This window comes from Streptomyces sp. A1136, from assembly GCF_004795055.1.
In the GTDB taxonomy this organism is placed as follows: domain Bacteria; phylum Actinomycetota; class Actinomycetes; order Streptomycetales; family Streptomycetaceae; genus Streptomyces.
In genome coordinates this window covers 40,625-62,748 of the sequence record NZ_SSBJ01000039.1, presented here as the reverse complement: position 1 = coordinate 62,748, position 22,124 = coordinate 40,625, and the positions used below count along the sequence as shown (strand labels likewise).

Annotated in this window: 20 protein-coding genes and 1 tRNA gene; 8 read left to right on the top strand and 13 right to left on the bottom strand. The window is 73.6% G+C overall.

Features of this window, described 5'->3' with window-relative positions; genetic code table 11:
• The 3 genes from E6R62_RS30175 to E6R62_RS30165 all read right to left on the bottom strand — a co-directional run.
• Nucleotides 1-298 (bottom strand): AMP-binding protein (locus E6R62_RS30175; protein WP_168714221.1); only part of this gene is annotated, 298 nt, incomplete at its 3' end.
• Complete coding sequence (locus E6R62_RS30170) at nucleotides 298-1,038, bottom strand: glycosyltransferase family 2 protein (protein ID WP_240801988.1); 741 nt, start codon at nucleotides 1,036-1,038, stop codon at nucleotides 298-300. The genes E6R62_RS30170 and E6R62_RS30175, both read right to left, overlap by 1 nt.
• A complete protein-coding gene (locus tag E6R62_RS30165; RefSeq protein WP_136216663.1) occupies nucleotides 1,035-2,078 on the bottom strand; it encodes a 3-oxoacyl-ACP synthase III family protein in 1,044 nt (347 codons plus the stop codon). The genes E6R62_RS30170 and E6R62_RS30165 overlap by 4 nt, the downstream gene beginning before the upstream one ends.
• A gap of 311 nt (nucleotides 2,079-2,389) precedes the next feature.
• Here E6R62_RS30165 and E6R62_RS30160 point away from each other — a divergent pair, with 311 nt between their 5' ends.
• Entirely contained in the window at nucleotides 2,390-4,459 is a 2,070-nt protein-coding gene (locus E6R62_RS30160; protein WP_136216662.1) for a phosphocholine-specific phospholipase C, read from the top strand.
• Nucleotides 4,460-4,601: 142 nt separating this feature from the next.
• Nucleotides 4,602-5,414, top strand: coding sequence for an alpha/beta fold hydrolase (locus tag E6R62_RS30155; RefSeq protein ID WP_306432483.1), 813 nt, complete (start codon nucleotides 4,602-4,604; stop codon nucleotides 5,412-5,414).
• Between the two features lie 51 nt (nucleotides 5,415-5,465).
• Here E6R62_RS30155 and E6R62_RS30150 read toward each other — a convergent pair.
• The 3 genes from E6R62_RS30150 to E6R62_RS30140 form a co-directional block, all read right to left on the bottom strand.
• Nucleotides 5,466-5,538: transfer RNA gene (locus tag E6R62_RS30150), tRNA-His, on the bottom strand.
• Nucleotides 5,539-5,612: 74 nt separating this feature from the next.
• Nucleotides 5,613-6,392: a hypothetical protein gene (locus E6R62_RS30145; RefSeq protein ID WP_136216661.1), complete on the bottom strand. Its 780-nt coding sequence runs from the start codon at nucleotides 6,390-6,392 to the stop codon at nucleotides 5,613-5,615.
• A 126-nt stretch (nucleotides 6,393-6,518) separates the two neighbouring features.
• On the bottom strand, nucleotides 6,519-7,034 hold the full coding sequence (locus tag E6R62_RS30140; protein ID WP_168714220.1) for a hypothetical protein: 516 nt from the start codon (nucleotides 7,032-7,034) through the stop codon (nucleotides 6,519-6,521).
• Nucleotides 7,035-7,166: 132 nt separating this feature from the next.
• On the opposite strand from E6R62_RS30140, the gene E6R62_RS30135 reads away from it, so the two are divergent.
• Nucleotides 7,167-8,012: a LysR family transcriptional regulator gene (locus tag E6R62_RS30135; RefSeq protein ID WP_136216660.1), complete on the top strand. Its 846-nt coding sequence runs from the start codon at nucleotides 7,167-7,169 to the stop codon at nucleotides 8,010-8,012.
• Nucleotides 8,013-8,042: 30 nt separating this feature from the next.
• Here E6R62_RS30135 and treZ read toward each other — a convergent pair whose 3' ends face one another.
• Nucleotides 8,043-9,794: a malto-oligosyltrehalose trehalohydrolase gene (treZ, locus tag E6R62_RS30130; RefSeq protein WP_136216659.1), complete on the bottom strand. Its 1,752-nt coding sequence runs from the start codon at nucleotides 9,792-9,794 to the stop codon at nucleotides 8,043-8,045.
• Nucleotides 9,795-9,911: 117 nt separating this feature from the next.
• Here treZ and E6R62_RS30125 point away from each other — a divergent pair, with 117 nt between their 5' ends.
• Nucleotides 9,912-10,475, top strand: coding sequence for a DUF1707 and FHA domain-containing protein (locus E6R62_RS30125; protein ID WP_136216658.1), 564 nt, complete (start codon nucleotides 9,912-9,914; stop codon nucleotides 10,473-10,475).
• A gap of 52 nt (nucleotides 10,476-10,527) precedes the next feature.
• Nucleotides 10,528-11,007 (top strand): GNAT family N-acetyltransferase, encoded by a 480-nt coding sequence (locus E6R62_RS30120; protein ID WP_136216657.1) that lies wholly within the window; start codon nucleotides 10,528-10,530, stop codon nucleotides 11,005-11,007.
• Here E6R62_RS30120 and E6R62_RS30115 read toward each other — a convergent pair.
• From E6R62_RS30115 to glgX, 4 genes are all read right to left on the bottom strand, one after another.
• Complete coding sequence (locus tag E6R62_RS30115; protein WP_136216656.1) at nucleotides 10,997-12,259, bottom strand: murein peptide amidase A; 1,263 nt, start codon at nucleotides 12,257-12,259, stop codon at nucleotides 10,997-10,999. The genes E6R62_RS30120 and E6R62_RS30115 overlap by 11 nt on opposite strands.
• 160 nt (nucleotides 12,260-12,419) lie before the next feature.
• Nucleotides 12,420-12,785, bottom strand: a complete 366-nt coding sequence (locus tag E6R62_RS30110; protein ID WP_136216655.1) for a hypothetical protein — start codon at nucleotides 12,783-12,785, stop codon at nucleotides 12,420-12,422.
• A gap of 134 nt (nucleotides 12,786-12,919) precedes the next feature.
• Complete coding sequence (gene treY / locus E6R62_RS30105) at nucleotides 12,920-15,166, bottom strand: malto-oligosyltrehalose synthase (protein ID WP_136216654.1); 2,247 nt, start codon at nucleotides 15,164-15,166, stop codon at nucleotides 12,920-12,922.
• Between the two features lie 140 nt (nucleotides 15,167-15,306).
• Nucleotides 15,307-17,427, bottom strand: a complete 2,121-nt coding sequence (gene glgX, locus E6R62_RS30100) for a glycogen debranching protein GlgX (RefSeq protein WP_136216653.1) — start codon at nucleotides 17,425-17,427, stop codon at nucleotides 15,307-15,309.
• A 285-nt stretch (nucleotides 17,428-17,712) separates the two neighbouring features.
• Between glgX and E6R62_RS30095 the strand changes: the two genes are divergently transcribed.
• Both E6R62_RS30095 and E6R62_RS30090 read left to right on the top strand, forming a co-directional pair.
• A complete protein-coding gene (locus E6R62_RS30095; RefSeq protein WP_136216652.1) occupies nucleotides 17,713-18,972 on the top strand; it encodes an SAV2148 family HEPN domain-containing protein in 1,260 nt (419 codons plus the stop codon).
• Between the two features lie 66 nt (nucleotides 18,973-19,038).
• Entirely contained in the window at nucleotides 19,039-19,767 is a 729-nt protein-coding gene (locus E6R62_RS30090; protein ID WP_168714222.1) for an exonuclease domain-containing protein, read from the top strand.
• Nucleotides 19,768-19,792: 25 nt separating this feature from the next.
• Here the strand turns inward: E6R62_RS30090 and E6R62_RS30085 are convergent, their stop codons facing one another.
• Complete coding sequence (locus E6R62_RS30085) at nucleotides 19,793-20,173, bottom strand: helix-turn-helix domain-containing protein (RefSeq protein WP_136216650.1); 381 nt, start codon at nucleotides 20,171-20,173, stop codon at nucleotides 19,793-19,795.
• A gap of 74 nt (nucleotides 20,174-20,247) precedes the next feature.
• Between E6R62_RS30085 and E6R62_RS30080 the strand changes: the two genes are divergently transcribed.
• Nucleotides 20,248-20,931, top strand: a complete 684-nt coding sequence (locus tag E6R62_RS30080) for an NADPH-dependent F420 reductase (RefSeq protein WP_136216649.1) — start codon at nucleotides 20,248-20,250, stop codon at nucleotides 20,929-20,931.
• 107 nt (nucleotides 20,932-21,038) lie between these two features.
• Here E6R62_RS30080 and E6R62_RS30075 read toward each other — a convergent pair whose 3' ends face one another.
• Complete coding sequence (locus tag E6R62_RS30075; protein ID WP_136216648.1) at nucleotides 21,039-21,890, bottom strand: phosphotransferase enzyme family protein; 852 nt, start codon at nucleotides 21,888-21,890, stop codon at nucleotides 21,039-21,041.
• Between the last annotated feature and the right edge of the window lie 234 nt (nucleotides 21,891-22,124).

Here is a 22,124-nt window from a genome sequence, read left to right as displayed (position 1 = left end):
CCGGGGGCGGGGCCCGAGGTGCTGCGGGCCCGGCCCCCGGGTCGAGCACCGCCCCGCGCAGCCCGAGTCGCCACAGCGCGAGCAGCACCGCAAGGGCCCGCGGCCCGGGCCGAACGGCCACCCCGACGGTGTCGCCGGCGCGCAGCCCGCGCGCGTGCAGCGCGGCGGCGTACGCGTCGGCGAGCCCGGCCAGTTCCCCGCGGGTGGCCAGCGCCCGGGGAGCGCCGCCCCGGCCGGCGGTGAGGACCGCCGGCAGCTCGGGGCGGGCGCGCAGCGCGTGTTCGAGTCGGTCCAGCATCAGCGCGGGTCGTCCGTTCCGTGAGTGCCGCTGCCCTGGTCCAGGTACCAGCGGGCGGTGCCGCGGAGCCCGTAGGCCCGCAGCCGCCGCGTCGAGTTCTCCACGACCATCGCGCGGCAGCGCGTGATCCGGTCGGTGTGCCGGCGTACGGCGTTCAGGAACAGCCGGTCCGTCGGCGAGGGGCGCCGGGGCATCCCGCCCACGGCGAGGTACAGCTCGGCGGTGATGGCCATGTTGTTCCCCGCGTGCATCCGGTACGGGGCGAGGTAGCCGTGCCTGCGCGCGTGCCGGGGCCGCAGCCGGCCGAACAGCGCGGCGAGCGCCACGAGAGCCGCGAACCCGCCCCGGCCGAACGGCCCGTGCTCGTCGCGCCGGGCGGTGATCCGTCCGCAGACCAGGCCCGGCCGCCGCAGCAACGCGTCCCGCGCCGCGGCCGTCCAGCCGGGGCGGGGCAGACAGTCGGCGTCCGTGCGGGCCAGCAGCGTCGCGCCCTGCGCGATCGCGTACCGGAAGCCGGTGTCAACGGCGCAACCGACGCCCTTCTCCGGCTCCTCGATCACCTCCACCGTGAACGGTGCCCGCGCCGCGAACTCCCGGGCGACCGCCGCGGTGCCGTCGGCCGACGCGTTGTCGACCACCAGGAGGGTGAAGTCCCGGTCGCGCTGCCGCGCGAGGGCCCGCAGGGTGTCGCCGATGCGGGCCTCCTCCTGGTGCGCGGGCACCACCACCCACAGGTTCACGACTTCTCCCAGACCATCGTCATGATGCTGATGCCGCCGCCGAGCCCGACGAACAGCACCCGTTCCCCGGCGGCCAGCCCGTCGAAGACCCGGTCCAACTGCACCCCGATGCTCGCGCTCGCCACGTTCCCGAGCTCCGGCACGGTCACCACCAGCTTGTCGGCCGGTACGCCGGTCAGCTCCGCGAACCTCTCCAGATACGGCACGGTCACCTGGTGCACCAGCACCTTCGCGAAGTCGTCCCAATCCATCCGCATCCGGTGCAGGGTCCGGTCGACGACCGCCGTGCCGACCTTCTCGAACACCCCGCGCAGTTCGTGTCCGTCGCCCTGGAAGTAGGTGTACGCGTCCCCGCGCGGATGGCGTGAGCCGCCGCCCGGTATGCCGCCGACCTCCCAGTGCCCGGAGTGGGTCTCGGTGTCCACGTCCAGGATGCCGCCGCGCTCCACCGCCTCCACGATCACCGCCGCGGCGGCGTCGCCGAAGGTGTAGCCGGCGAAACCCGCGCGGAACTCGGCGGCGTCGGCGGGCGCTCTGCGCACCGCCCGGCTCGGGGTCTCGCCGGTGACCACCAGGGCCCGGTGCGCCCGCCCCGAGAGGATCATGGATCGGGCCAGGTCGATCCCGTTGACGAAGCTGTTGCAGGCGTTGGTGACATCCAGGGCGTGCGCCCTGGAGCCCAGTTCGGCCTGCACGATGTGCGCGGTGGCGGGCTCGACCACGTCGCGGGAGGCGGAGGCGAAGACCAGCAGGTCGATGTCGAGGGGGTCGAGGTCGGCGGCGGCCAGGGCCCGGCGGGCGGCGCCGACGGCGAGCGTGGAGGCGTACACCCCATCGGCCGCGACCCGGCGGGAGACGATCCCGGTCGCCTGGGTCAGCAGCCGCGCCGGCAGGGCGAGACCGCTGCGGCCGGCCACTTCGCGCTGGAGGTCGTCCGAGGTCAGCACGTCCTCGGGCAGCAGAGAGGCGACGGCGGTGATCCCGGCGGCGTGCGGCCGCGACCGCGGGTGGGAGGGGCTGCGCCCTGACTGGGTGAACATGTCCCACACGATGGCAAGCGCCGCCGGGGCGGACCTGAGTACGGATGCTCAGATCGACCGTGCGCGGTGCCCGAGTACCCGGCCGCCCCAAGCACCTTGTGCACGAGGTCTGTTGTGTACGGCCGGGGCGTCGTACCGTGCCCCCGGCGGAGCGCGGGGAGGTCCCTCCCGGCGCCGTTCCGTTCCCCGTCCGGCCCTTTCGTTCTCCATCTGTACGGCACAAGGCCAGACGGGGATCTCCGTCCGGTCCCCCTGGACCGCTGTCCTTGGGGCGCCCCTCGACCCCCTCCACACCCCCAGAGGTCTTCACCGTGGCTGAACTCAACCGTCGCAGGTTCCTGCAGATCGCGGGCGGCACGGCCGCCGCCGCCATGCTGAACGAGAGCATCGCTCGGGCCGCCGCCATTCCGGCACAGGGCAGCACCGGAACCATCCAGGACGTCGAGCACATCGTCGTCCTGATGCAGGAGAACCGTTCCTTCGACCAGTACTTCGGCACGATGAAGGGCGTGCGCGGCTTCGGAGACCCGAGGCCCGTGCTCCAGGACAGCGGCAAGTCGGTCTTCTACCAGTCCAACGGGACCAAGGACGTACTGCCCTTCAACCCGCAGGTCGCCGATCTGGGCATGCAGTTCGTCGAGGGGCTCAACCACGACTGGGCGGGCGGCCACCAGGCCTACAACAACGGCAAGTACGACAAGTGGGTCCCGGCCAAGACCGCGACGACGATGGCGTACATGACGCGGAACGACATCCCGTTCCACTACGCGCTCGCCGACGCCTTCACCGTCTGCGACGCCTACCACTGCTCCTTCATCGGCGCCACCGACCCCAACCGCTACTACATGTGGACGGGTCACACCGGCAACGACGGCGTGGGCGGCGGCCCGGTCCTCGGCAACCAGGAGGCCGGCTACGGCTGGAAGACCTACCCCGAGCGGCTGGAGGCGGCCGGGGTCTCCTGGAAGATCTACCAGGACATCGGCGACGGCCTGAACGCCGCCGGCTCCTGGGGCTGGATCAGCGACGCGTTCCGCGGCAACTACGGCGACAACTCGCTCCTGTACTTCAACAGCTACCGCGACGCCCAGCCCGGCAGCGCCCTCTACGAGAAGGCCCGTACGGGCACGAACGCCAAGGCCGGCGACGGCTACTTCGACAAGCTCCGCGCCGACGTCGTGGCCGGCACGCTGCCCCAGGTCTCCTGGATCGCCGCCCCGGAGGCGTTCAGCGAGCACCCGAACTGGCCCGTCAACTTCGGTGCCTGGTACATCTCGCAGGTCCTGGACGCGCTGACCGCCAACCCGGCGGTGTGGGCGAAGACGGCGTTCTTCATCACCTACGACGAGAACGACGGCTTCTTCGACCACGTCGTCCCGCCGTACCCGCCGGCGTCCTCGGCCTGGGGCCTGTCCACGGCGGACGTCTCGAAGGACCTGTACGCCGGGGGCGGCGGTTACACGGCCGGCCCGTACGGCCTCGGCCCGCGCGTCCCGATGATCGTCGTGTCGCCCTGGAGCAAGGGCGGCTACGTCTGCTCCGAGACCTTCGACCACACCTCGGTGATCAGGTTCATGGAGAAGCGCTTCGGGGTCCAAGAGCCCAACATCTCGCCGTGGCGCCGCGCGGTGTGCGGTGACCTGACCTCCGCGTTCGACTTCACCAAGGCGGACGCCTCCCCTGCCCCGCTGCCCTCCACCGCCGGATACGTCCCGGCGGACCACAACGCGCACCCCTCCTACCACCCGGTCCCGCCGGCCACCGGCACCCTGCCCAAGCAGGAGGGCGGCGCCAAGCCGACGCGCGCACTCGGCTACGCCCCGTACGTGGACGGCAAGGCCACCGTCTCCACCGGCAAGTTCACCCTGACCTTCTCCTCCGGCCCCGCCCTGGGCGCCCACTTCCACAGCACCTCCGGCAACCGCACCGACGGCCCGTGGCCCTACACGGTCGAGGCGGGCAAGACCCTGTCGGACACCTGGAGCACCAGCAGCTCCACCGGCTACCAGATCAACCTCACCGTCTGGGGCCCGAACGGGTTCCTGCGCACCTGGAAGGGCCCCGCCAAGAAGGCGGGCCCCGAGGTCACGGCCCGCCACGACGCCGCCACCGGCAACCTGAAGCTGACCCTGACCAACTCCGGCACGACCGCCGTCAACCTGACGGTGACCAACGCCTACAACGGCGCGGCCGGGGCGTCCCGGACCGTGCGGGTCGCGGCGGGCGGCACGGCCTCGTACACGGTCGACCTGGCCGCGACGGGCCGCTGGTACGACGTCAAGGTCGTCTCGGACGCCGACGCGACCTTCCTGCGCCGCTTCGCGGGACACGTGGAGACCGGCGCGCCCGGCATATCCGACCCGGCGATCAGCACCGTCTGACGCGCCCGTCCGCGCCATGCGGCAGCCGCCGTCCCCGGACCGAGGTCCCGGGACGGCGGCTGCCGCACCTCCCCGGCCGGGCCGGCCGGTTCCGGACGCGATTGGCGGGGTCGGGCGGGCCCACGGTGTGACGGTGGGCGCGGTGGGCAGAACGTACGGCGTCGGTTTCCACGCCACCCCCGTCACCGAGGGAGAACGCATGGCCATCGCCCACCGCAGGATCGGCACCGGCCCCATTCGCGTCGTCGTGTTGCACGACTGGTTCGGTACGTCCGCCAACTGGGGTTCCGTGCTCGACTACCTGGACCCCGAGGGGTTCTCGTACGCCTTCCTCGACTACCGCGGCTACGGCGAACGCCGGGACGTCACCGGCCGGTACAGCCTCCCGGAGATCGCCGACGACGTCCTCGAACTCGCCGACCAGCTCGGCTGGGACACCTTCTCGTTGCTGGGCCACTCCATGGGCGCAAAGGCGGCCCAGCAGGTGTTGGTCCGGGCGCCCGAACGGATCGAGAAGCTCATCGGGATCGCCCCGGTGCCGGCGGCCCCGTACGAGATGGACGACGCCACCCACGAACTCTTCTACGGCGCCGCGCAGAACCCCGAGAACCGGCGCGTCATCCTGGACCTGGTCACCGGCAACCGCGCGAGCCGACACTGGGTGAACGGGATGGTCGCCCACTCGCGGGCGATCTCCCGCCCCGAGGCCTTCGCCGCGTACCTCGCGAGCTGGCAGCCGCTGGACCTGTCCGCGCAGGTCAAGGGGAACACCGTGCCGGTGTTGGCGCTCGTCGGCGAGTACGATCTCGCCCTGACCGCCGATGTGATGCGGGCCACCTGGAAGGTCTGGTACCCCGACTGCCGGGTCCGTACGATCCCCGGCGCCGGCCACTACCCGCCGCAGGAGACGCCGGTGGCGTTCGCGACCGAGGTCGAGGCCTTCCTGCGGAGCTAGGAACGCCTGTGGGGGTACGAGGAGAACCTCGTACCCCCACAGGGTCGACAGGGTGAGTGACGGGACTTGAACCCGCGGCCACCTGGACCACAACCAGGTGCTCTACCAACTGAGCTACACCCACCACGAAGGGCGGCGGACCACCCGTTCGATGTGCATGCACAGCATAGCTGATCAGAAGGGTGGTCCCGCGACTCCTTATCCGGCGGCAGGCGTCCGGGCGGTGTGGTCACGGGCGGTGTGGTCACGGGCGGTGTGCACGCGCGCGGCGTGCGACACTGCCGCCGCCGCGAGGGCCTTCACGATCGGGTGCGGCACGGTGCCGTCGCCGGCGAGCTCCGGTTGGAACAGGGTGGCGAGGAAGAAGGGGTGCCCGGGCAGCTCCGCGATGCGGACCTGCCCGTCCTCGTCGTGCCCCGACAGGCGCAGCCCCCCGGTCTCCAAGGTCGGCAGGTGGCGGGGCGCCGGACCGTAGTCGCAGTGGTAGCGCTCCAGGCTCCGCTCGGCGCCGAGCACGGACTCGGCCAGCGAACCCGGCTCGGCCCGTACGTGACCCTCGTGGCCGACGAGCGAGCAGGCGAGCGGAGCGATCACCGGGTCCTCGGCGTCGGGGTCGGTCTCGGCGTGCGCGGCGCCGCTGATCCCACAGACGTTCCGGGCGTACTCCAGCAGCGCGTGCTGGAAGCCGCCGCAGGTGCCGAGGAAGGGGACGCGCTCCTCGCGCGCCACCCGGATCGCCGCCAGCGCCCCCGCCTCGTCGACGTACGGGCTGCCGGGCAGCACCCACACCGCGTCGAAGCGGGCGAGGGCCCCCGAGGCGGCTTCGGCCTCCGCGTCGGCGGTCCGCAGCCAGTAGGCGTCGAGGACCAGCCCGTCGCGGGAGGCGAGGGCGTCGAGGAGGAGCGGGATGCGGGTGTGGGACTTCACGTGCGGGGAACGGTCGCCGACCAGGGCGATCCGTGCGGTGGTGGTGATCATGCGTGCCATCCTGGGGCGGAGCCGTGTTCAGCGCCAACGATTGTTCTTGCTCGATCGATAAGCAGAACTGATCGCGACCGGTCGGCCGGCCCGGCTTCGGGGGCTTCGGCGCTTCGGCGCTTCGCCTCAGTGCTTCAGCGCGGCCTTGGTGGCCACGATGATCAGCCCGAGGACGAGGTTGACGACGCCCTCGGCCGCCAACTGGCGACGGGTGGCGCCGGCGCGGGCGGCGCCGACGCAGGCCCAGACGACCTGCTGCGTCACCGCCACGCCCATGGCCAGCCACGCCGTCCCCGCGTAGTCCAGCCCGAGGAGGCCGCTGAGGGCGACAGCGGCCGCGGGCAGGACCGCGGCCTCGACGATCGGCCACTCGTGCCGGGCGACCCGGCGGATCTCGTGCCGGCTCCAGGGCTCGCCGACCAGCCGTTCCCCCGCCAGCTGGGCGTACACGTGGGTGGCCCAGAACACCAGACCCGTGACGATCAGGAGGAGTACGAGCTGAAACCGCGGAAAGCCGCCGGTGGCCCCGGCGGTGGCCACCACGGACGTGGCGAGGAGGGAGCCGTACACCGCGCCGGCGGAGTCGGTCCGGGACGCGCGCAGTGGCCTGCCGCGGCCCGCGGGGCCACTGGGGATGCTCACCCGCCCCACGATAGGGACGTCGGGGCAGGGTCCCGCCCGGGCGCGCCGAGCGCGGGTGACGGGGTGCCCGCGGAGGCGGCCCGGGCCCGGCTCCGGGGTGGGGCCGCGGCAGCCGGTGGCAGGCTGGGGCGCATGGACCCGCACCTGCTCCGCACCTTCGTCGCCGTCGCCCGGCTCGCCTCCTTCTCCGCCGCCGCGCGGGAGCTCGGCTACACCCAGTCCGCCGTCTCCCAGCACATCGCCGCGCTGGAGGCCGACCTGCGCACCGAGTTGCTGACCCGGCGGCCCGTGGCGCCGACGCCGGCGGGGGAGCGGTTGCTGGAGCACGCCGCCCCGCTCTTGCTGCGCCTCGACGCCGCCCGCGCCGACGTGCTGCGGTTGGCCGCCGCGCCGCCCGGGCGGGTCACCCTCGCCGTGTCCCCGCTGGCCGTCGGCCCCCGGCTGCTGTCCGCGCTCCCCGCCACCGGGGTGACCCTGCGCGTGCTGCCCCCGGCCGAGGTACCGGCCGTCGTCGCCACCGGGGGCTGTGACCTCGGGCTCGTCGACGGTCCGGCCGCTCCCAGCGATCCGCTCCGGCTCCCCGACGTGGCCCCGCTGCGCGTCACCGGCGTCGCCGAGGAGGAGCTCGCGGTCCTGTTCCCGGCCGGGCATCCGTACGCCGGGCGGGCCGCCGTCCGACTGGACGACCTGGTCGACGCCCGCTGGCTCGACGCCCCCGGGGTGGGGCTCGCGCCCGCCGCCGTCCGCACCGCCCCGGCCCTGCGCTACGACGGCACCGACCTGCACGCCCTGTGCTCCCTCGCAGCCGCCGGCCACGGCCTGGCCCTGCTGCCGCTGCGGGTGGCGCGGGCCGCCCGCGCCGGGGTCGCCGTACCCCTGGAGTCGCCGCGCCTGGTGCACCGTACGGAACTCCTCGCGCCGGGCGCCCCCACGGGCGCGGCCCTCGCCGTCGCCGCGCGGCTCACCGAAGCGCCGTAGGCGCGCAGGGTCCCGGGAGCACCGCCGGGCTCAGGGTCCCAGGACCACCGCCGACTCGCCCGGCAGGTGGATGCGGCCGTCCCCGCCGGGTCGTTCGACGGGTTCCCAGGCGGCCAGCACACGCACCCCGTTGCGGCCCAGCGCGATCGTCACCGGCTCGGGGGAGAGGTTCACCGCCACGCGGAGGTCGCCGCGCCGGAAGGTCAGCCAGCGCCGCTCCTCGTCGTAGGCGACGCGGACCGCCCCCAGGTCCGGGTCGCGCAGGTCCGGATGGTCGCGGCGCAACGCCACGAGGGTGCGGTACCACTCCAGCAGCCGGGCGTGCCGGGCCTGCTCCGGCTCGCTCCAGTCCAGGCAGGACCGGTCCCGGGTGGCCGGGTCCTGCGGGTCGGGGATCTCCTCCTCCTTCCAGCCGTGCGCGGCGAACTCCCGGCGCCGCCCGGTCCGTACGGCCTCCGCGAGTTCCGGGTCGGGGTGGTCGGTGAAGTACTGCCACGGGGTGTCCGCGCCCCATTCCTCACCCATGAACAGCATCGGCACGAACGGCCCGGTCAGCGCGAGCGTCGCCGCGCACGCCAGCAGCCCCGGGGAGAGCGAGGCGGACAGCCGATCGCCGAGCGCCCGGTTCCCGATCTGGTCGTGGGTCTGCGTGTACCCCACGAACCGGTGCGCGGGGGTCCGACGGCGGTCGACGGGGCGGCCGTGGGTGCGACCGCGGAAGGAGGACCAGGTGCCGTCGTGGAAGAAGGCGCGGGTCAGGGTCTTGGCGAGGGCCGCGAACGGGGTCACCGCGAAGTCGGCGTAGTACCCCTGCGACTCGCCGGTGAGGACGCAGTGCAGGGCGTGGTGGAAGTCGTCGTTCCACTGGGCGTGCAGGCCGAGGCCACCGGCCGCGCGCGCGGTGGTGGTCCGCGGGTCGCACTGGTCGGACTCGGCGATCAGGAACAGCGGCCGGGCGGTCTCGGCCGCCAGCGCGTCAACGGCCGCCGCCAGCTCCTCCAGGAAGGTCAGCGCCCGCCCGTCGGCCAGCGCGTGGACGGCGTCCAGCCGCAGTCCGTCGATCCGGTAGTCCCGCAGCCAGGCCAGGACGCTGCCGATGAAGTACGCCCGGACCTCGTCCGAACCGGGAGCGTCCAGGTTGACCGCCGCGCCCCAGGGCGTGTGGTGGGTGTCGGTGAAGTACGGGCCGAAGGCGGGGAGGTGGTTGCCGGACGGACCGAGGTGGTTGTGGACCACGTCCAGCACCACGCCCAAACCCGCCGAGTGCGCCGCGTCCACGAACCGGGCCAGCCCGGCCGGGCCCCCGTACGGCTCGTGCACCGCCCAGGGCGCGACCCCGTCGTACCCCCAGCCGTGCCGGCCGGGGAAGGGGCAGACCGGCATCAGCTCGACGTGCGTGATGCCGAGCGAGGTGAGGTGGTGGAGGCGGGTGGCGGCCGCGTCGAAGGTGCCCTCGGGGGTGAAGGTGCCGACGTGCAGCTCGTAGAGGACGGCGTCCTGGAGGGACACGCGCGGTGACGGCGCGTCGGGATGCAGCGGTGTGAAGTCGACCACTGCGGACAGGCCGTCCGGACCGTCGGGGAGACGACGGCCGCGCGGATCGGGAAGGGGCCGCGGATCGTCGTCGAGCAGGAAGCCGTACCGGTCCCCGTCGCCGGCCGGGGCTTCCACGACCCACCAGCCGGCGCGGTCCGGCGCCGGATCACGGGTCATCTCGTGGGTGGTGTCGTTCAGTCGCACGGCGACCCGACCTGTCTGCGGTGCCCACACCTCGAACTGCACGGACGGTCCCCTCGTCTCCGGCGGTACCTGGCCCTGTCGCCCTCACTCGGGCCCATCATCCCGTCAGGGGCGGGGGAGTTCTGGACACTCTGCCCACGACGGGCCGACAATCACCCTGTGACGTCCGGTTTCGAGTTCCCCGCCTATCCCGCGCCGCGGGTCTCCGACGCGCAGCGCGACCGAGTCCTCGGCGAGCTCCGCGAAGGGGCCGCGCTGGGCAGGCTGTCCCACGACACCTTCCTGCGGCGGATGGAACTCGCGCTGGTCGCCCGCCGGTCCGAGGAACTGGCCGCACTGACCGCCGACCTCCAGGCGCGCGGGCAGGCCGAAAGCCCCTGGGCGCGTCGCCTGTTCGGCTGGGTCGGCCGTGCCTCGGCCGTCGGCGTCGGCGTCCGCCGCGCCTGGCGCACGGAGCGGTTGCCCACGCTGCTGATGCCGCACCCGAGCGCCGCACCCCTGCGGATCGGCCGCGACCCCGGCAACGGACTGCGACTCAGCCACGAGACCGTCTCGCGGGCGCACGCCGAACTGGGCCTGCGCGACGGCGTGTGGATGCTCACGGACCTCGGATCGACGAACGGCACCACCGTCAACGGACGACGGGTGACCGGCTGCGCGATGGTCCGCGACGGCGACCAGGTCGGCTTCGGGCAGATGTCCTTCCGGCTCTCCGCCGGATAGGCCGTTCGGGGCCCGTCGCGGCGCGGGCCCGGCCGGGGCGCAGGATGGGGGCATGAGCGAACACGAAGCCGCGGTGCGCCCGGCGCGCCCCGAAGACCTGCCGCGCATCGTCGAACTGATCCACGAGCACATCGCGTACGAGAGGTCGCGGCAGCGCCCGCCGGGTCTGGCGGACCGCCTCCGCCCCGCCCTGTTCGGGGCCGACCCGCGCGTGTGGGTGCTGCTCGCCGAGACCCCGGGTGGCGAGGTGGCCGGATACGCCGCCTGCTCCGAGGAGTTCTCGTTCTGGGACGGCCGCCCCTTCCTGCACATGGACTGCCTCTACCTCGCCGAGGAGTCGCGCGGGCTCGGCCTGGGCGCCGCGCTGATGGACGCCGTGGCCGGCGTCGCGCGCGAGCGGGGCCTCGGCCACGTCGAGTGGCAGACACCCGACTGGAACGAGGGCGCGATCCGCTTCTACGACCGGCTCGGGGCCACCGGACGCCCCAAGCGCCGCTACTCCCTCCCGGTGGGACCGCCCGCTACCGGATGACCCCCGTCAGCCGCTCGCACGCCGCGAACGCCGTCCGGGACTGGTGCTCGACCTGGGTGGCCACCGGTACCCAGCGGGCCTGGAACCGCGCCGCGAATTCCTCGCACCAGCCGGTGACGAGCCGGTCCAGTCCGGCCGCGGCCGGGTGGCCCTGAGCCCGCAGCACCCGCAGCAGCATCGCGGCGGCGCGCAGCGACAGCCGCCGTCCGAACGCGTCGATGCTGCCGATGTGCGCCGTCGTGGCTTCGGTGGGAGCCCCAGGGCCGGCCCACTCGGCGGCGATCCGCGGGATCAGCGCCAGCGTCCAGTCCACCGCGCGCAGCAGCGGCGCGACCCCTCCCGGCGGCGCGCTGTCGCGTGCCTCGTCCCGCACGGCGACCACCCGGGCGGCTTCGGCGGTGAGCCGGGCGGCCAGCATCCGCAGGGCACGCCGGGGATCGGGGTGCGGAGCCGGGTCGTCCACCGAGTCGGAGGCCCACATCGGGACCTCGACGATCGCGGTGGTGCCCGCGTAGCGGTGGGCGTGGTACCAGGTGCTCAGCCGGGTGTCCTCTGGGTGGAAGGACCCGTCGGGGCCGCTCCCCGGCTCGGGCATGACGAAGATCCCCGGCCCCGGCGAGGGCCAGCCGATGGCGTCCGACGCCCCGGTCTCGACCGGGATGCGCAGCTCGGCGGCCGACTTGGCGAACGGCTCCGCGAGGCCGGGTATGTCCTGGGTGAGCTGCACCCAGGAGCCCCCGAGGTCGGTGGCGTGCAGGGAGAGCTGGAGGACGGGTCGCAGTTCGTCGATCAGCGAGATCAGGGCCGTCGTCTCGGGCGGCAGCCGGTCCGGGGGCAGTAAAGACGGCGCCCACTCGGGCTGTTCGGGCCCCTGGGGCCGGAAGAAGGCCCGGTGGTAGTCCAAGAGGGAGTACGGGCGGGGCGTGCGGTGCAGGGCCGCGCCGTCCGGGTCGGCGCAGAGCAGGAAGTGCCAGCCGCAGCCGTTGGCGGCGGCCGGCTCGGCGATGATGCGGCGGGCCAGGGCGAGCGCGGTCGCCCCGCCGACGGGCTCGTTGGCGTGCGCCCCGGCGACGACCAGTACGTTCTCGTCCGGCCGCGCGGCGTCGACGGACAGCAACCAGAGCGGTTCCCCGCCCCGGGAGAGACCGACGCGGCGGACCCGGGCCCGGGCCGGGTGTTCGTCCGCCAGGGAGCGTGCGGCCAGGGCAAGTTGGTGCGGGGTGGGGTAGCGCATGTCTCGTAGGAGGGTCACACCTCATGCCATGCCCGCCGCGCACTCCCCGTACTGCTCCGCGCGCCTCTCATTTCTCCGGAAATCCGGGAAAAGCGCTGGCCAACGCCTCGCCGGCAGTGATCCGGGGGACGATCCACAAGACGCCCGGGGCGGGCGCCCCGGGTCCCGGGTCCGGGCCTCAGGAGTCCTCGTCGAAGGCCCCCGACTCCACTTCGAGGGCGAGCTGCTGCAGGACCTGGATCGAGGAGAGGTCCGTGCGACCGCTGTCGTGCGCCATCGCGAGACTGGTGAAGGCCAGGCTGAAGCCGGCGACCATCGTGTGCAGGGCCGGACCGAGCGCCTCGGCGACCAGGCGGGCGACCTGCTGCGGGGAGGACTCGGCCGGAACGCTGATCGAGGGCAGCATCTCGTTCAGCAGCTGGGTGACGACCCCCGCTTCCGCCGCGGGGACCTCGTCCTCCTCCCCTGCCTCGGCCGCCCTGCGGATCTCCTGGGCTTCGGTGAGGATGCCGATGACTCGCTTCAGAACCTCTGCGCGTTCCATCCTGGGAGGGTAACTCCGGCAGCGCTCCGGGGGGCGTCCCCCGAGGTAGGGGCCTCGGCGCCGGTCGCGATCCCCGAGGCGCCGGGCGCGGTCGTGCGCCGACGACCGCGACCGGACCCCGGGTACGGCAGCGCCTACTCGGCCCGGACCAGGGCCACCGCCGGGCTGTCGGCCAGCAGGTGCGACAGCAGCGCCTCGCCCTCGTACGAGCCCTCGTGCAGCAGCGGCGTCCAGCGGCCCGGCGGGAGGGGCAGGGCCGTGTCACGCCAGCCGCCCCCGCCGGCGAGCCGGTGCGAGAGCCGGGTGGCGACCGCGACCAGGCCCGGCGAGCGGCCGAAGGCCACGCAGTGGTCGGCCGCCGGACCCCGGGCCGCCAGCGGCCGGTAGCCCGTGAACAGCTCGGGCCGGGCACGCCGCAGCCGCAGCAGGGCCGCCGACAGGGCCAGCTTCTCGCCCGCCAGACCGTGCGGGACACCGCCCCCGTCGAGCCGGGCCAACTCCTCTCGGGGGAAGACGACCGGCCGGCGGTTGTCCGGGTCGACCAGGGCCCGGTACTCGCTCTCCGCCCCCTGGTACACCTCCGGAACCCCCGGCATGGCAAGGTGCAGCAGGGTCATGCCCAGCACATTGGCGCGGGCCGCCTCCGCCAGGTCCGGTGGGAGGTCCACCTCGGGCGGGGCGACGATGCCCCCCTCGTACTCCTCGTCCGGGTCGGTCCAGGACGTCCGCAGCGCCGCCTCACGGGCCCCCTTGAGCAGGGCCGCCGCCAGCCGGGGTTCCCGCTCGGGGATCTGTCCCAGGCCCAGCGCGCTCTGCCGGGCCACCCACGCCAGCTGCGCGTCCGGGACCGCGCCGGCCCCCGCCATCAGCTCCGGCGCCTGCGAGAGCACGGAGATCCGGGCCCGTACGTCGGCGCTGCGCTTCGTGTCGTGCGTGGACAGCGCCGTCCCGGAGGCCGGCCAGTCGCGCTCCAGGTCGGCGCAGTACGCGTGGAAGTCCTCGACCGACACCGCCGGGTCGCCGGGTTCCCCGCCCACCTCCGTCGCCGACAGCAGCGGGGCCCAGCGGTAGAAGGCCCGGTCCTCCAGGGACTTGGCGCGCAGGGCCGCCGACGTCTGGGCGAAGCGCGCCTCGAACGCGCGGTCGCGGCGCAGGAGGTCCAGCACGGCGGCCACCGGGTCGGCGCCGGCCAGTGCGGCCGCCCGCTCCAAGGCCTCGGGCGGCAGTCCTGGGCCTCCCGGATAGGGCCGGTAGACCGGGTTGGCGACCAACAACTCCAGCACGGCTGAGCGCAGTTCAGCGCCCGCCATCCGTTCCAGCGTGGCCAGCTCGGCCGCCAGGTCGCCGGTCAGCACCTCCCGGGCGCACGCCTCCGCCGTCTCCGCCCAGGATTCCGCGTCCGTGGACTTGACGTAGTCCCGCGCCAGTTCGGCCGCTCCGACGGGATCGGTGAACACCCCGTCCACCCGGTGCAGCGCGTCATATCCGGTGGTGCCGGCCACCGGCCAGGAGGCGGGCAGGCGTTCGGAGCGGGCCAGGATCTTCTCCACCACCACCCAGCAGCCCTCGCCCGCCTCGGCCCGCAGCCGCCGCAGGTATCCCTCGGGGTCCGCCAGCCCGTCCACGTGGTCGATCCGCAGCCCCTGGAGCACCCCGTCCCGCACCAGTTCGAGGATCTTGGCGTGGGTCGCGGAGAAGACCTCCGGGTCCTCCACCCGGACCCCGATGAGGTCGGAGATGGTGAAGAAGCGACGGTAGTTGAGGGAGGTCCGGGCCTCGCGCCAGAACGCCGGCCGGTAGAACTGCGCCGCCGCCAGCTCCGGCAGCGGCAGCCCGGCCGTCCCCTCCCGCAGCGGGAACTCGTGGTCGCCGTAGCGCAGCACCTCGCCGTCGACCCTGAGGGACTCCACCTCCAAGGGGCCCGTGAGCACCGGCAGCAGCACCTGCCCGCCGCCGGCCTCCCAGTCGATGTCGAACCAGCGCGCGTAGGGGGAGCGGGGTCCGTCCCGCAGGACCTCCCACAGGGCCCCGTTGAGGCGCAGCGGCGCGGGCACCGCCATGTGGTTCGGCACGATGTCCAGCACGAGGCCGAGCCCGTGCTCGCGCGCGGTGCGGGCGAGCGCGCGCAGCCCGGCCTCGCCGCCGAGCTCCTCGCGCACCCGGGAGTGGTCGGTGACGTCGTACCCGTGCGTGGAGCCGGGTACCGCCTCCAGGGAGGGGGAGAGGTGCAGGTGGGACACGCCGAGCGTGGCGAGGTACGGCACGGCCGCCTCGGCGGCCGCGAACGGGAACTCGGGACAGAGCTGGATACGGTAGGTGGAGGCCGGCGTGCCGACGGCCGGGACGGATGTCGGTCGGGCGCGATCGTATGACTGGCTCATGAGAACCTAGGTACCCGCCCAGCCGGATTCCTTGCCATTCGCCCCGCATCCGGGTGACGCGCGCCTTCCCCCCCCCGCAGCGCCGAGCGCGTACCGCCGGGCCCGCGCGCGACCCGGCCGGCGCTACGCGCGACACCGCCTCAGGCGCCCTCGGGCCGCTGGAGGACGACCAGGGAGCGTCCCGTCAGCGGCACCCGGTCGCCGGCCGCGTACTGCGGGCCGGTGCCGGGCGGCAGCACCTCCGGCTTCGCCGTGTCCACCACCAGTTGCCACCGGGCCCCGTGCCCCGCCGGGATGGTGAACTCCTGGGGCTCCGCGCCCGCGTTGAACATCAACAGGAACGAGTCGTCGGTGATCCGCTCCCCGCGCGAGCCCGGCTCCGAGATGGCCTCGCCGTTGAGGAATACCGTCAGCGACCGCGCGTGCTGCGCCTGCCAGTCCCGGGCCCGCATCTCCTCGCCGTGCGGGGTGAACCAGGCGATGTCCGACAGCTCGTCGTGCGTCCCCTCCACGGGCCGGCCGTGGAAGAACCGGCGTCGCCGGAACACCGGGTGGTCCCGGCGCAGCCACACCATCTGACGGGTGAACTCCAGTTGCGCGGGCGTCGGTTTGCCGGGCTCGGGCCAGGGCACCCACGAAAGCTCGTTGTCCTGGCAGTAGGCGTTGTTGTTGCCGCCCTGCGAGCGGGCGAACTCGTCCCCGTGGCTGAGCATCGGGACGCCCTGGGACAGCATCAGGGTCGCCGTGAAGTTGCGCATCTGGCGCTCGCGCAGCTCCAGGACCTCCGGGTCCTCGGTCGGCCCTTCGACGCCGCAGTTCCAGGACCGGTTGTGGGTCTCGCCGTCCCGGTTCCCCTCCCGGTTCGCCTCGTTGTGCTTGTCGTTGTAGGAGACCAGGTCGTGGAGGGTGAACCCGTCGTGGCAGGTGGTGAAGTTGATCGACGCGAGCGGGCGTCGCCCGTCGTCCTGGTAGAGGTCCGAGGAGCCGGTCAGTCGTCCCGCGAACTCCGCGAGCGTGCGCGGCTGCCCGCGCCACAAGTCCCGCACGGTGTCACGGTACTTCCCGTTCCACTCCGTCCACAGCGGCGGGAAGTTGCCCACCTGGTAGCCGCCCTCGCCCAGGTCCCAGGGCTCCGCGATCAACTTCACCTGGCTCACCACCGGGTCCTGCTGGACCAGGTCGAAGAACGAGGACAGCCGGTCCACCTCGTGGAACTGCCGCGCCAAGGTCGCCGCGAGGTCGAAGCGGAAGCCGTCGACGTGCATCTCGGTGACCCAGTAGCGCAGCGAGTCCATGATCAGCTGGAGGACGTGCGGGGAGCGCATCAGCAGCGAGTTCCCGGTGCCCGTGGTGTCCATGTAGTGGCGCGGGTCGTCCGCCAGCCGGTAGTACGAGGCGTTGTCCAGGCCCCGGAACGACAATGTCGGCCCCAGGTGGTTGCCTTCGGCCGTGTGGTTGTAGACCACGTCCAGGATCACCTCGATCCCCGCCTCGTGCAGGGCGCGGACCGCCGACTTGAACTCCAACACCTGCTCGCCCCGGTCTCCGGACGCGTAGCCGTTGTGCGGCGCGAAGAAGCCGATGGTGTTGTAGCCCCAGTAGTTGCTCAGGCCGTCGTCGACCAGGCGGTGGTCGTTGACGTACTGGTGCACCGGCATCAGCTCCAGCGCCGTCACGCCCAGTTTGGTGAGGTGCCCGATGACCGCCGGGTGGGCGAGCGCCCCGTAGGTGCCCCGCAGTTCCTCCGGAAGCTCCGGGTGCCGCATGGTCAGGCCCTTCACATGGGCCTCGTACAGCACGGTCTGGTGGTACTCGTGGCGCGGGGGGCGGTCGTTGGCCCAGTCGAAGTACGGGTTCACCACCACCGAGGTCATGGTGTGCGGGGCCGAGTCGAGGTCGTTGCGCGAATCCGGGCGGCCGAAGTGGTAGCCGTACACCTCCTCGCCCCACGCCACGCTGCCGCTGACGGCCCGCGCGTACGGGTCCAGCAGCAGCTTCGCCGCGTTGCAGCGCATGCCGTGCTCGGGCTCGTACGGGCCGTGGACGCGGAAGCCGTAGCGCTGACCGGGCATGATGCCGGGCAGGTAGGCGTGCCGGACGAAGGCGTCCGTCTCGCGGAGCTCGACGGCGGTCTCCGAGCCGTCGTCGTGCAGCAGGCACAGCTCGATCCGTCGAGCGGCCTCGGAGTAGACAGCGAAGTTGGTTCCGGCGCCGTCGTACGTGGCACCCAGCGGATACGCCTGTCCCGGCCAGACCTGCATAGATAACGACTCTTCCCTCGGTGTCGGCTGACGTCCCGGCTGATCGGGCATGGACAACGTCTCTGCCAGATCTTCCCCGAAAGGAGGCCTCCACGCGTGGACTTGGGATGGTTCTACCGGGTGACCCGGAGAGCTGATATCCGGGTCAGCGGACTGTCCGGGCATCGGATAATGGGTCAACGGCCGGTCGGTCTAGGGACCATCGGGCTGCGTCGGGCCGCGCGCGCGGAGTACCCTTCCGTGATCACTGGAGACGGGCGTCCAGACGCAGAAGGCGGTGCACGGGTGAGCTCGGGAGGTCTGGAGCTGCCCCCTGGTGACAGCGGGCACGAGGGTGGCCCGGCGGACGCCGCTGGAAGCGCGCAGGCCGGGGTGCCGGCCGGGGCGGTGTCCCTGGCCCCGCCCGAGTCCGGCAGCGCCCGGGCCGGGGCCGAACTGGACTGGGGCGCGGACGCGTGGAGCGAGGTCCGCACCCGCGCGCAACGGGCCGGGCGCGCCTACATCTGGCTGAACCTCATCGAGCAGCGGCTGCGGGCCGTCGTCGGCGCCGTGCTGAGGCCCATCTACGAGCCCGTGCACGGCCAGGACGACTGGGTCGTCGCGGCGGCGGGGCCCGCCGGGCAGGAGTGGGTCCAGCGGGCGGTGGCCGTACGCGAGGTCAGCCGGCGCAAGGGCTACCTGCTGGACCCGGCCGACGACAACGTGCTGAGCTTCCTGACGCTGCCCCAACTGCGCGAGCTGATGGTCCAACACTGGCCGTGCTTCGAACCGTACTTCGACGACCGCCGGGAGATCGAGCTGGCCCTGGACGAGCTGGAGGTCACCCGGAACGTGGTCTCCCGCAACCGGGCGCTCTCGCGGCCGGTCCTGGAACAGGCCGAGCGGGCCTCCGCGCGGCTGTTGGAGGTACTGGGCGGCGGCGCGGGCAGTCCGGCGGCGGACCGGCTGCCGATCGACGCGGTCGAGGACCTGGTGGGGGACCGGTACGCCGACGTCATCTCCGTCCACCCCGACCGGGTGCGGCTCCAGCGCCAGCTCCCTGCGGAGGACCTGTTCGGGGGCGCGCGGCGGCTGGACGCCATCGGCATAGGCCTCAACCTGCTGGTCCAGAACTTCTCCGGCCGAAGACTCGTCCGGCTCACGGAGGCGGGCTGCCGGGTGCGGCTGCTGTTCCTGAACCCGGCGAGCAGCGCCGTCAAGCGGCGCGAGCGGGAGCTGGGGCTGCGCAAGGGCGAGCTGAGCCGTTCCGTGGAGATGAACATCCTGCACGTGCGGCGGGTGCGAGCCGGCCTGCGGGACGCGTCACGGTTCGAGATCCACGTCTTCGACGAGACGCCCCGCTTCACGGCGTACCTGGTGGAGGGGGAGTCCTCGGGCATCGCGGTGGTCCAGTCGTACCTGCGGCGGGCGCGGGGCATGGAGGCGCCCGTACTGGTCTTGCGCGGGGGCGGGCGGGGGGTTCCGAAAGACGCCGAGCACGGACTTTTCACCACGTATCGGGAGGAATTCGAGTCGGTTTGGGAGGATTCCCGGCCGGTGTCCTGACTGTCAGTGGCCCGTGGCAGGCTGAAAGCCGTTGACCGGATGCAGGTACGGGGGAGGGACGCCGTGGTGGCGTGGCACGGGGGAGCGCTGGTCGGATTCGATCTGGAGACGACGGGCACGGAGCCGGGGGAGTCCCGGATCGTGACGGCCGCGGTCGTCGAGGTGCGTGGTGACGAGGTGCGGGAGCGGCGGGCCTGGCTCGCGGACCCGGGGATACCGATCCCGGAACAGGCCTCCGCGATCCACGGCATCAGTACGGCGCGGGCCGTCGCGGAGGGCCGGCCGGTGCGGCAGGTCGCCGACGAGGTGGCGAGGGCCTTGACCGACCACTGGCTGCGCGGCGCGGTGGTCGTCGCCTACAACGCCGCCTTCGATCTGTCGTTGCTGACGGCGGAGTTGGCCCGGCACGGGCTGCCGTCGCTCGCGGACCGGCTGGGCGGCGCGCGGACGGGGCCGGTGGTGGACCCGCTGACCATCGACCGTGCCGTGGACCGCTACCGGCGCGGGAAGCGCACCCTGGAGGCGGTGTGCGGGGTGTACGGCGTCGTCCTCGACGCCGCGCACGACGCGGGGGCGGACGCGCTGGCGGCGGTCCAGGTGGCGCGGGCGATAGCGGCCCGGCATCCGGAGGTGGCCGCGCTCAGCCCGGCGGACCTGCATGACCGTCAGGGCGCCTGGCACGCCCGCTGGGCCCGTGACTTCCAGGCGTACCTCCGTGGGCAGGGGAGCCCGGACGCCGTGATCGACACGGCGTGGCCCCTGCGGACGCACATACCGGCCACGGCCGGGGCCTGACACGCCGCTCCCGCTGTCGACCCGTCTAACAAGTCGGCCGAGAAGACCGGGGGGCGGGGGTGCGAGCTGTTTCCTGGGCGGCCAGGACCTGATCGCCGTACTCGAAGCCCCATGCGCCGACGGCGTCGATGGGGGCCAGCAAGGTGCGGCCCAGAGGGGTGAGCCGGTACTCGACCCGTGACGGCACGTCGGGGTCTGCCCGCCGGTCGACGAGTCCGTTGGACTGCAGCCGCCGCAGGGTCTCGGTGAGGACCTTCGAACTGATGCCCCCGATCCGCTCCTGCAGTTCGACCGGGCGGGAGGGCCCGTCGCGCAGCGCCCAGACCACCACGGAGTTCCAGGTGTTGGAGAGCAGGTCGAAGGCGAGGCGCGCGCGGCAGTCGGCGAGGAAGGCGTCGGTGGTCACATACCAAATGGTGCCCGAACGGCCTTCTAGCGTCGATGTGAACGGTCGAAGCAGGCACGGAGAGGGACCGCGTGATGAGAATCGGCGTACTGGGCACGGGCAACATGGCGCAGGCGCTCGCCACCCACTGGGTGCGGGCCGGCCACGAGGTGGTCATCGGGGGACGGGACGCACACAAGGCGGAGCGGCTCGCGACGCGCATGGGGGGCGGCGCGAGGCCCGCCGGTCTGCGCGCGGCGGCCGAGTCCGGCCAGGTGGTGTTGGCCGCGCTGCCCTTCGGGGCGGGAGCGGACGTGGCACGGGAGCTGCGCGAAGCCTTGGCGGGCAAGGTGCTGCTCGACTGCTCCAACCCGCTCGGACCGGGCTTCCGGCTGCTCACGGAAGGAGGACCCTCGGCCGCGCGGCGACTTGCCGAGGCGGCACCGGGAGCGCATGTGGTGAAGGCCTTCAACCTCTGCCACGAGGACGTGTGGCGCATGCGGCCCCCCGTCTTCGACGGGCGACCACTTGCCGTGCCGGTCTGCGGGGACGACGAGGCGGCCCTCGTGCGTGTGGGCGAGTTGGTGCGGGACGTGGGCTGCGAGCCCGTGGCCGGCGGCGGTCTCGATCGGGCCGGACTCCTGGAAGCGACCGCCGCGCTGTTCATCGCCCTGTGGGTCGCGGAGGGGGCGGACGCGCAAGCGATCGCACCCCCGCTCGCGTACGCGGCCGGACCCGGCCACGGGGGCGAGGCAGGCGGCGCGGCGGCTCACGGGTAGGGCCTCTTACGGGTTCGGGTTCCCCGTGGGCTCCCCGCGAGTTGGTCACGGGCTCCTCACGGGCTCCTCATGGGCTCCGCACGAGGTGCTCGGACGCCGCGGGGTGCTCAGAAGGGGTGCCAGCGGACCTCGGAGTCGCCTTCGCGCAGGGAGGCGACGCGGCGGCGGAACTCCGCGGCGGCCGCCGGGTTGGTCGGGGTGTGCTGGGCCACCCACGCGCAGCTCGCCGTCTCGCGCGCGCCGCGGAGCACCGCGCAGCCGGGCCACTCGCGCACGTCCCAGCCGTAGGCGGTCACGAACTCCTCGTACGCCCCGGCGGGCAGCCCGTACCGGTCGCGGGAGAGGGCCATCACCACCAGGTCGTGTTCCCGCAGATCGGCCGACACCGTCTCCAGGTCCACGAGCACGGGCCCGTCCGGGCCCACATGGACGTTGCGGGGCAGGGCGTCGCCGTGGATCGGGCCGGGCGGCAGGTGGGGGGTCAGCGCGGCCACCTGGCCGGCGTAGGCGTCGCGCCGGGCCCGCAGGTACGCCGCGTCGGCCGGGTCGACTGCGTCGCCGGCGAGCCGGAGCCAGCGTTCCACCCCGCCCAGCAGATCCCGCGCCGGCATCGCGAACGGCGGTGCGGGCAGGGCGTGGACGCGCCGCAGGAGCTGTGCCAGGTCGTGCGGGCCGGCCGGGCGGAGCGCGTCCGGGAGGCGGTGCCACACCGTGACGGGGTGCCCGTCCACCAGCCGGGCCCGCGGCTCGGCCGCCCGCACGGCCGGTACGTCGCGGGAGGCGAGCCAGTCCGCGACCGCCACCTCCCGTTCGGCGCGCCCCAGCAGCGCCGCCTCCCGGCCCACCTTCACCACCAGGTCGCCGACCGCGAACACCGCGTTCTCGCCGAAGGCCAGCAGTTCGGCCGCACCGGTGACGCCCGCCGCCGTCAGTACGTCCCTGGCCCGCGCCTCGTCCATCCCGCCGTCGCCCGTCCCTGTCCGGATCTCCCCGCCACCACGTCACCGACAGTCTGCCATCCCGCCGGTGACCGGCTTGATGCCCCGTCGGCATCGGGCGAGCCGGGCGAGGGCGGAGGCGGGTCGCACGATGGGATGCACGGAGGGGGCCGACGCCCACACCGCGCGGGAGGCCGTACTCGCCCTGGTCGCCCACCCCGGCGTGGTCGCCCGGGCCGAGGCCGTACGCGCGGA

Coding starts and splice junctions, on each gene's coding strand:
- E6R62_RS30165 (WP_136216663.1), bottom strand. CDS start 2,078: ATGTTCACCCAGTCAGGGCGCAGCCCCTCCCACCCGCGGTCGCGGCCG.
- E6R62_RS30145 (WP_136216661.1), bottom strand. CDS start 6,392: ATGATCACCACCACCGCACGGATCGCCCTGGTCGGCGACCGTTCCCCG.
- E6R62_RS30135 (WP_136216660.1), top strand. CDS start 7,167: ATGGACCCGCACCTGCTCCGCACCTTCGTCGCCGTCGCCCGGCTCGCC.
- E6R62_RS30120 (WP_136216657.1), top strand. CDS start 10,528: ATGAGCGAACACGAAGCCGCGGTGCGCCCGGCGCGCCCCGAAGACCTG.
- E6R62_RS30110 (WP_136216655.1), bottom strand. CDS start 12,785: ATGGAACGCGCAGAGGTTCTGAAGCGAGTCATCGGCATCCTCACCGAA.
- treY (WP_136216654.1), bottom strand. CDS start 15,166: ATGAGCCAGTCATACGATCGCGCCCGACCGACATCCGTCCCGGCCGTC.
- glgX (WP_136216653.1), bottom strand. CDS start 17,427: ATGCAGGTCTGGCCGGGACAGGCGTATCCGCTGGGTGCCACGTACGAC.
- E6R62_RS30080 (WP_136216649.1), top strand. CDS start 20,248: ATGAGAATCGGCGTACTGGGCACGGGCAACATGGCGCAGGCGCTCGCC.
- E6R62_RS30075 (WP_136216648.1), bottom strand. CDS start 21,890: ATGGACGAGGCGCGGGCCAGGGACGTACTGACGGCGGCGGGCGTCACC.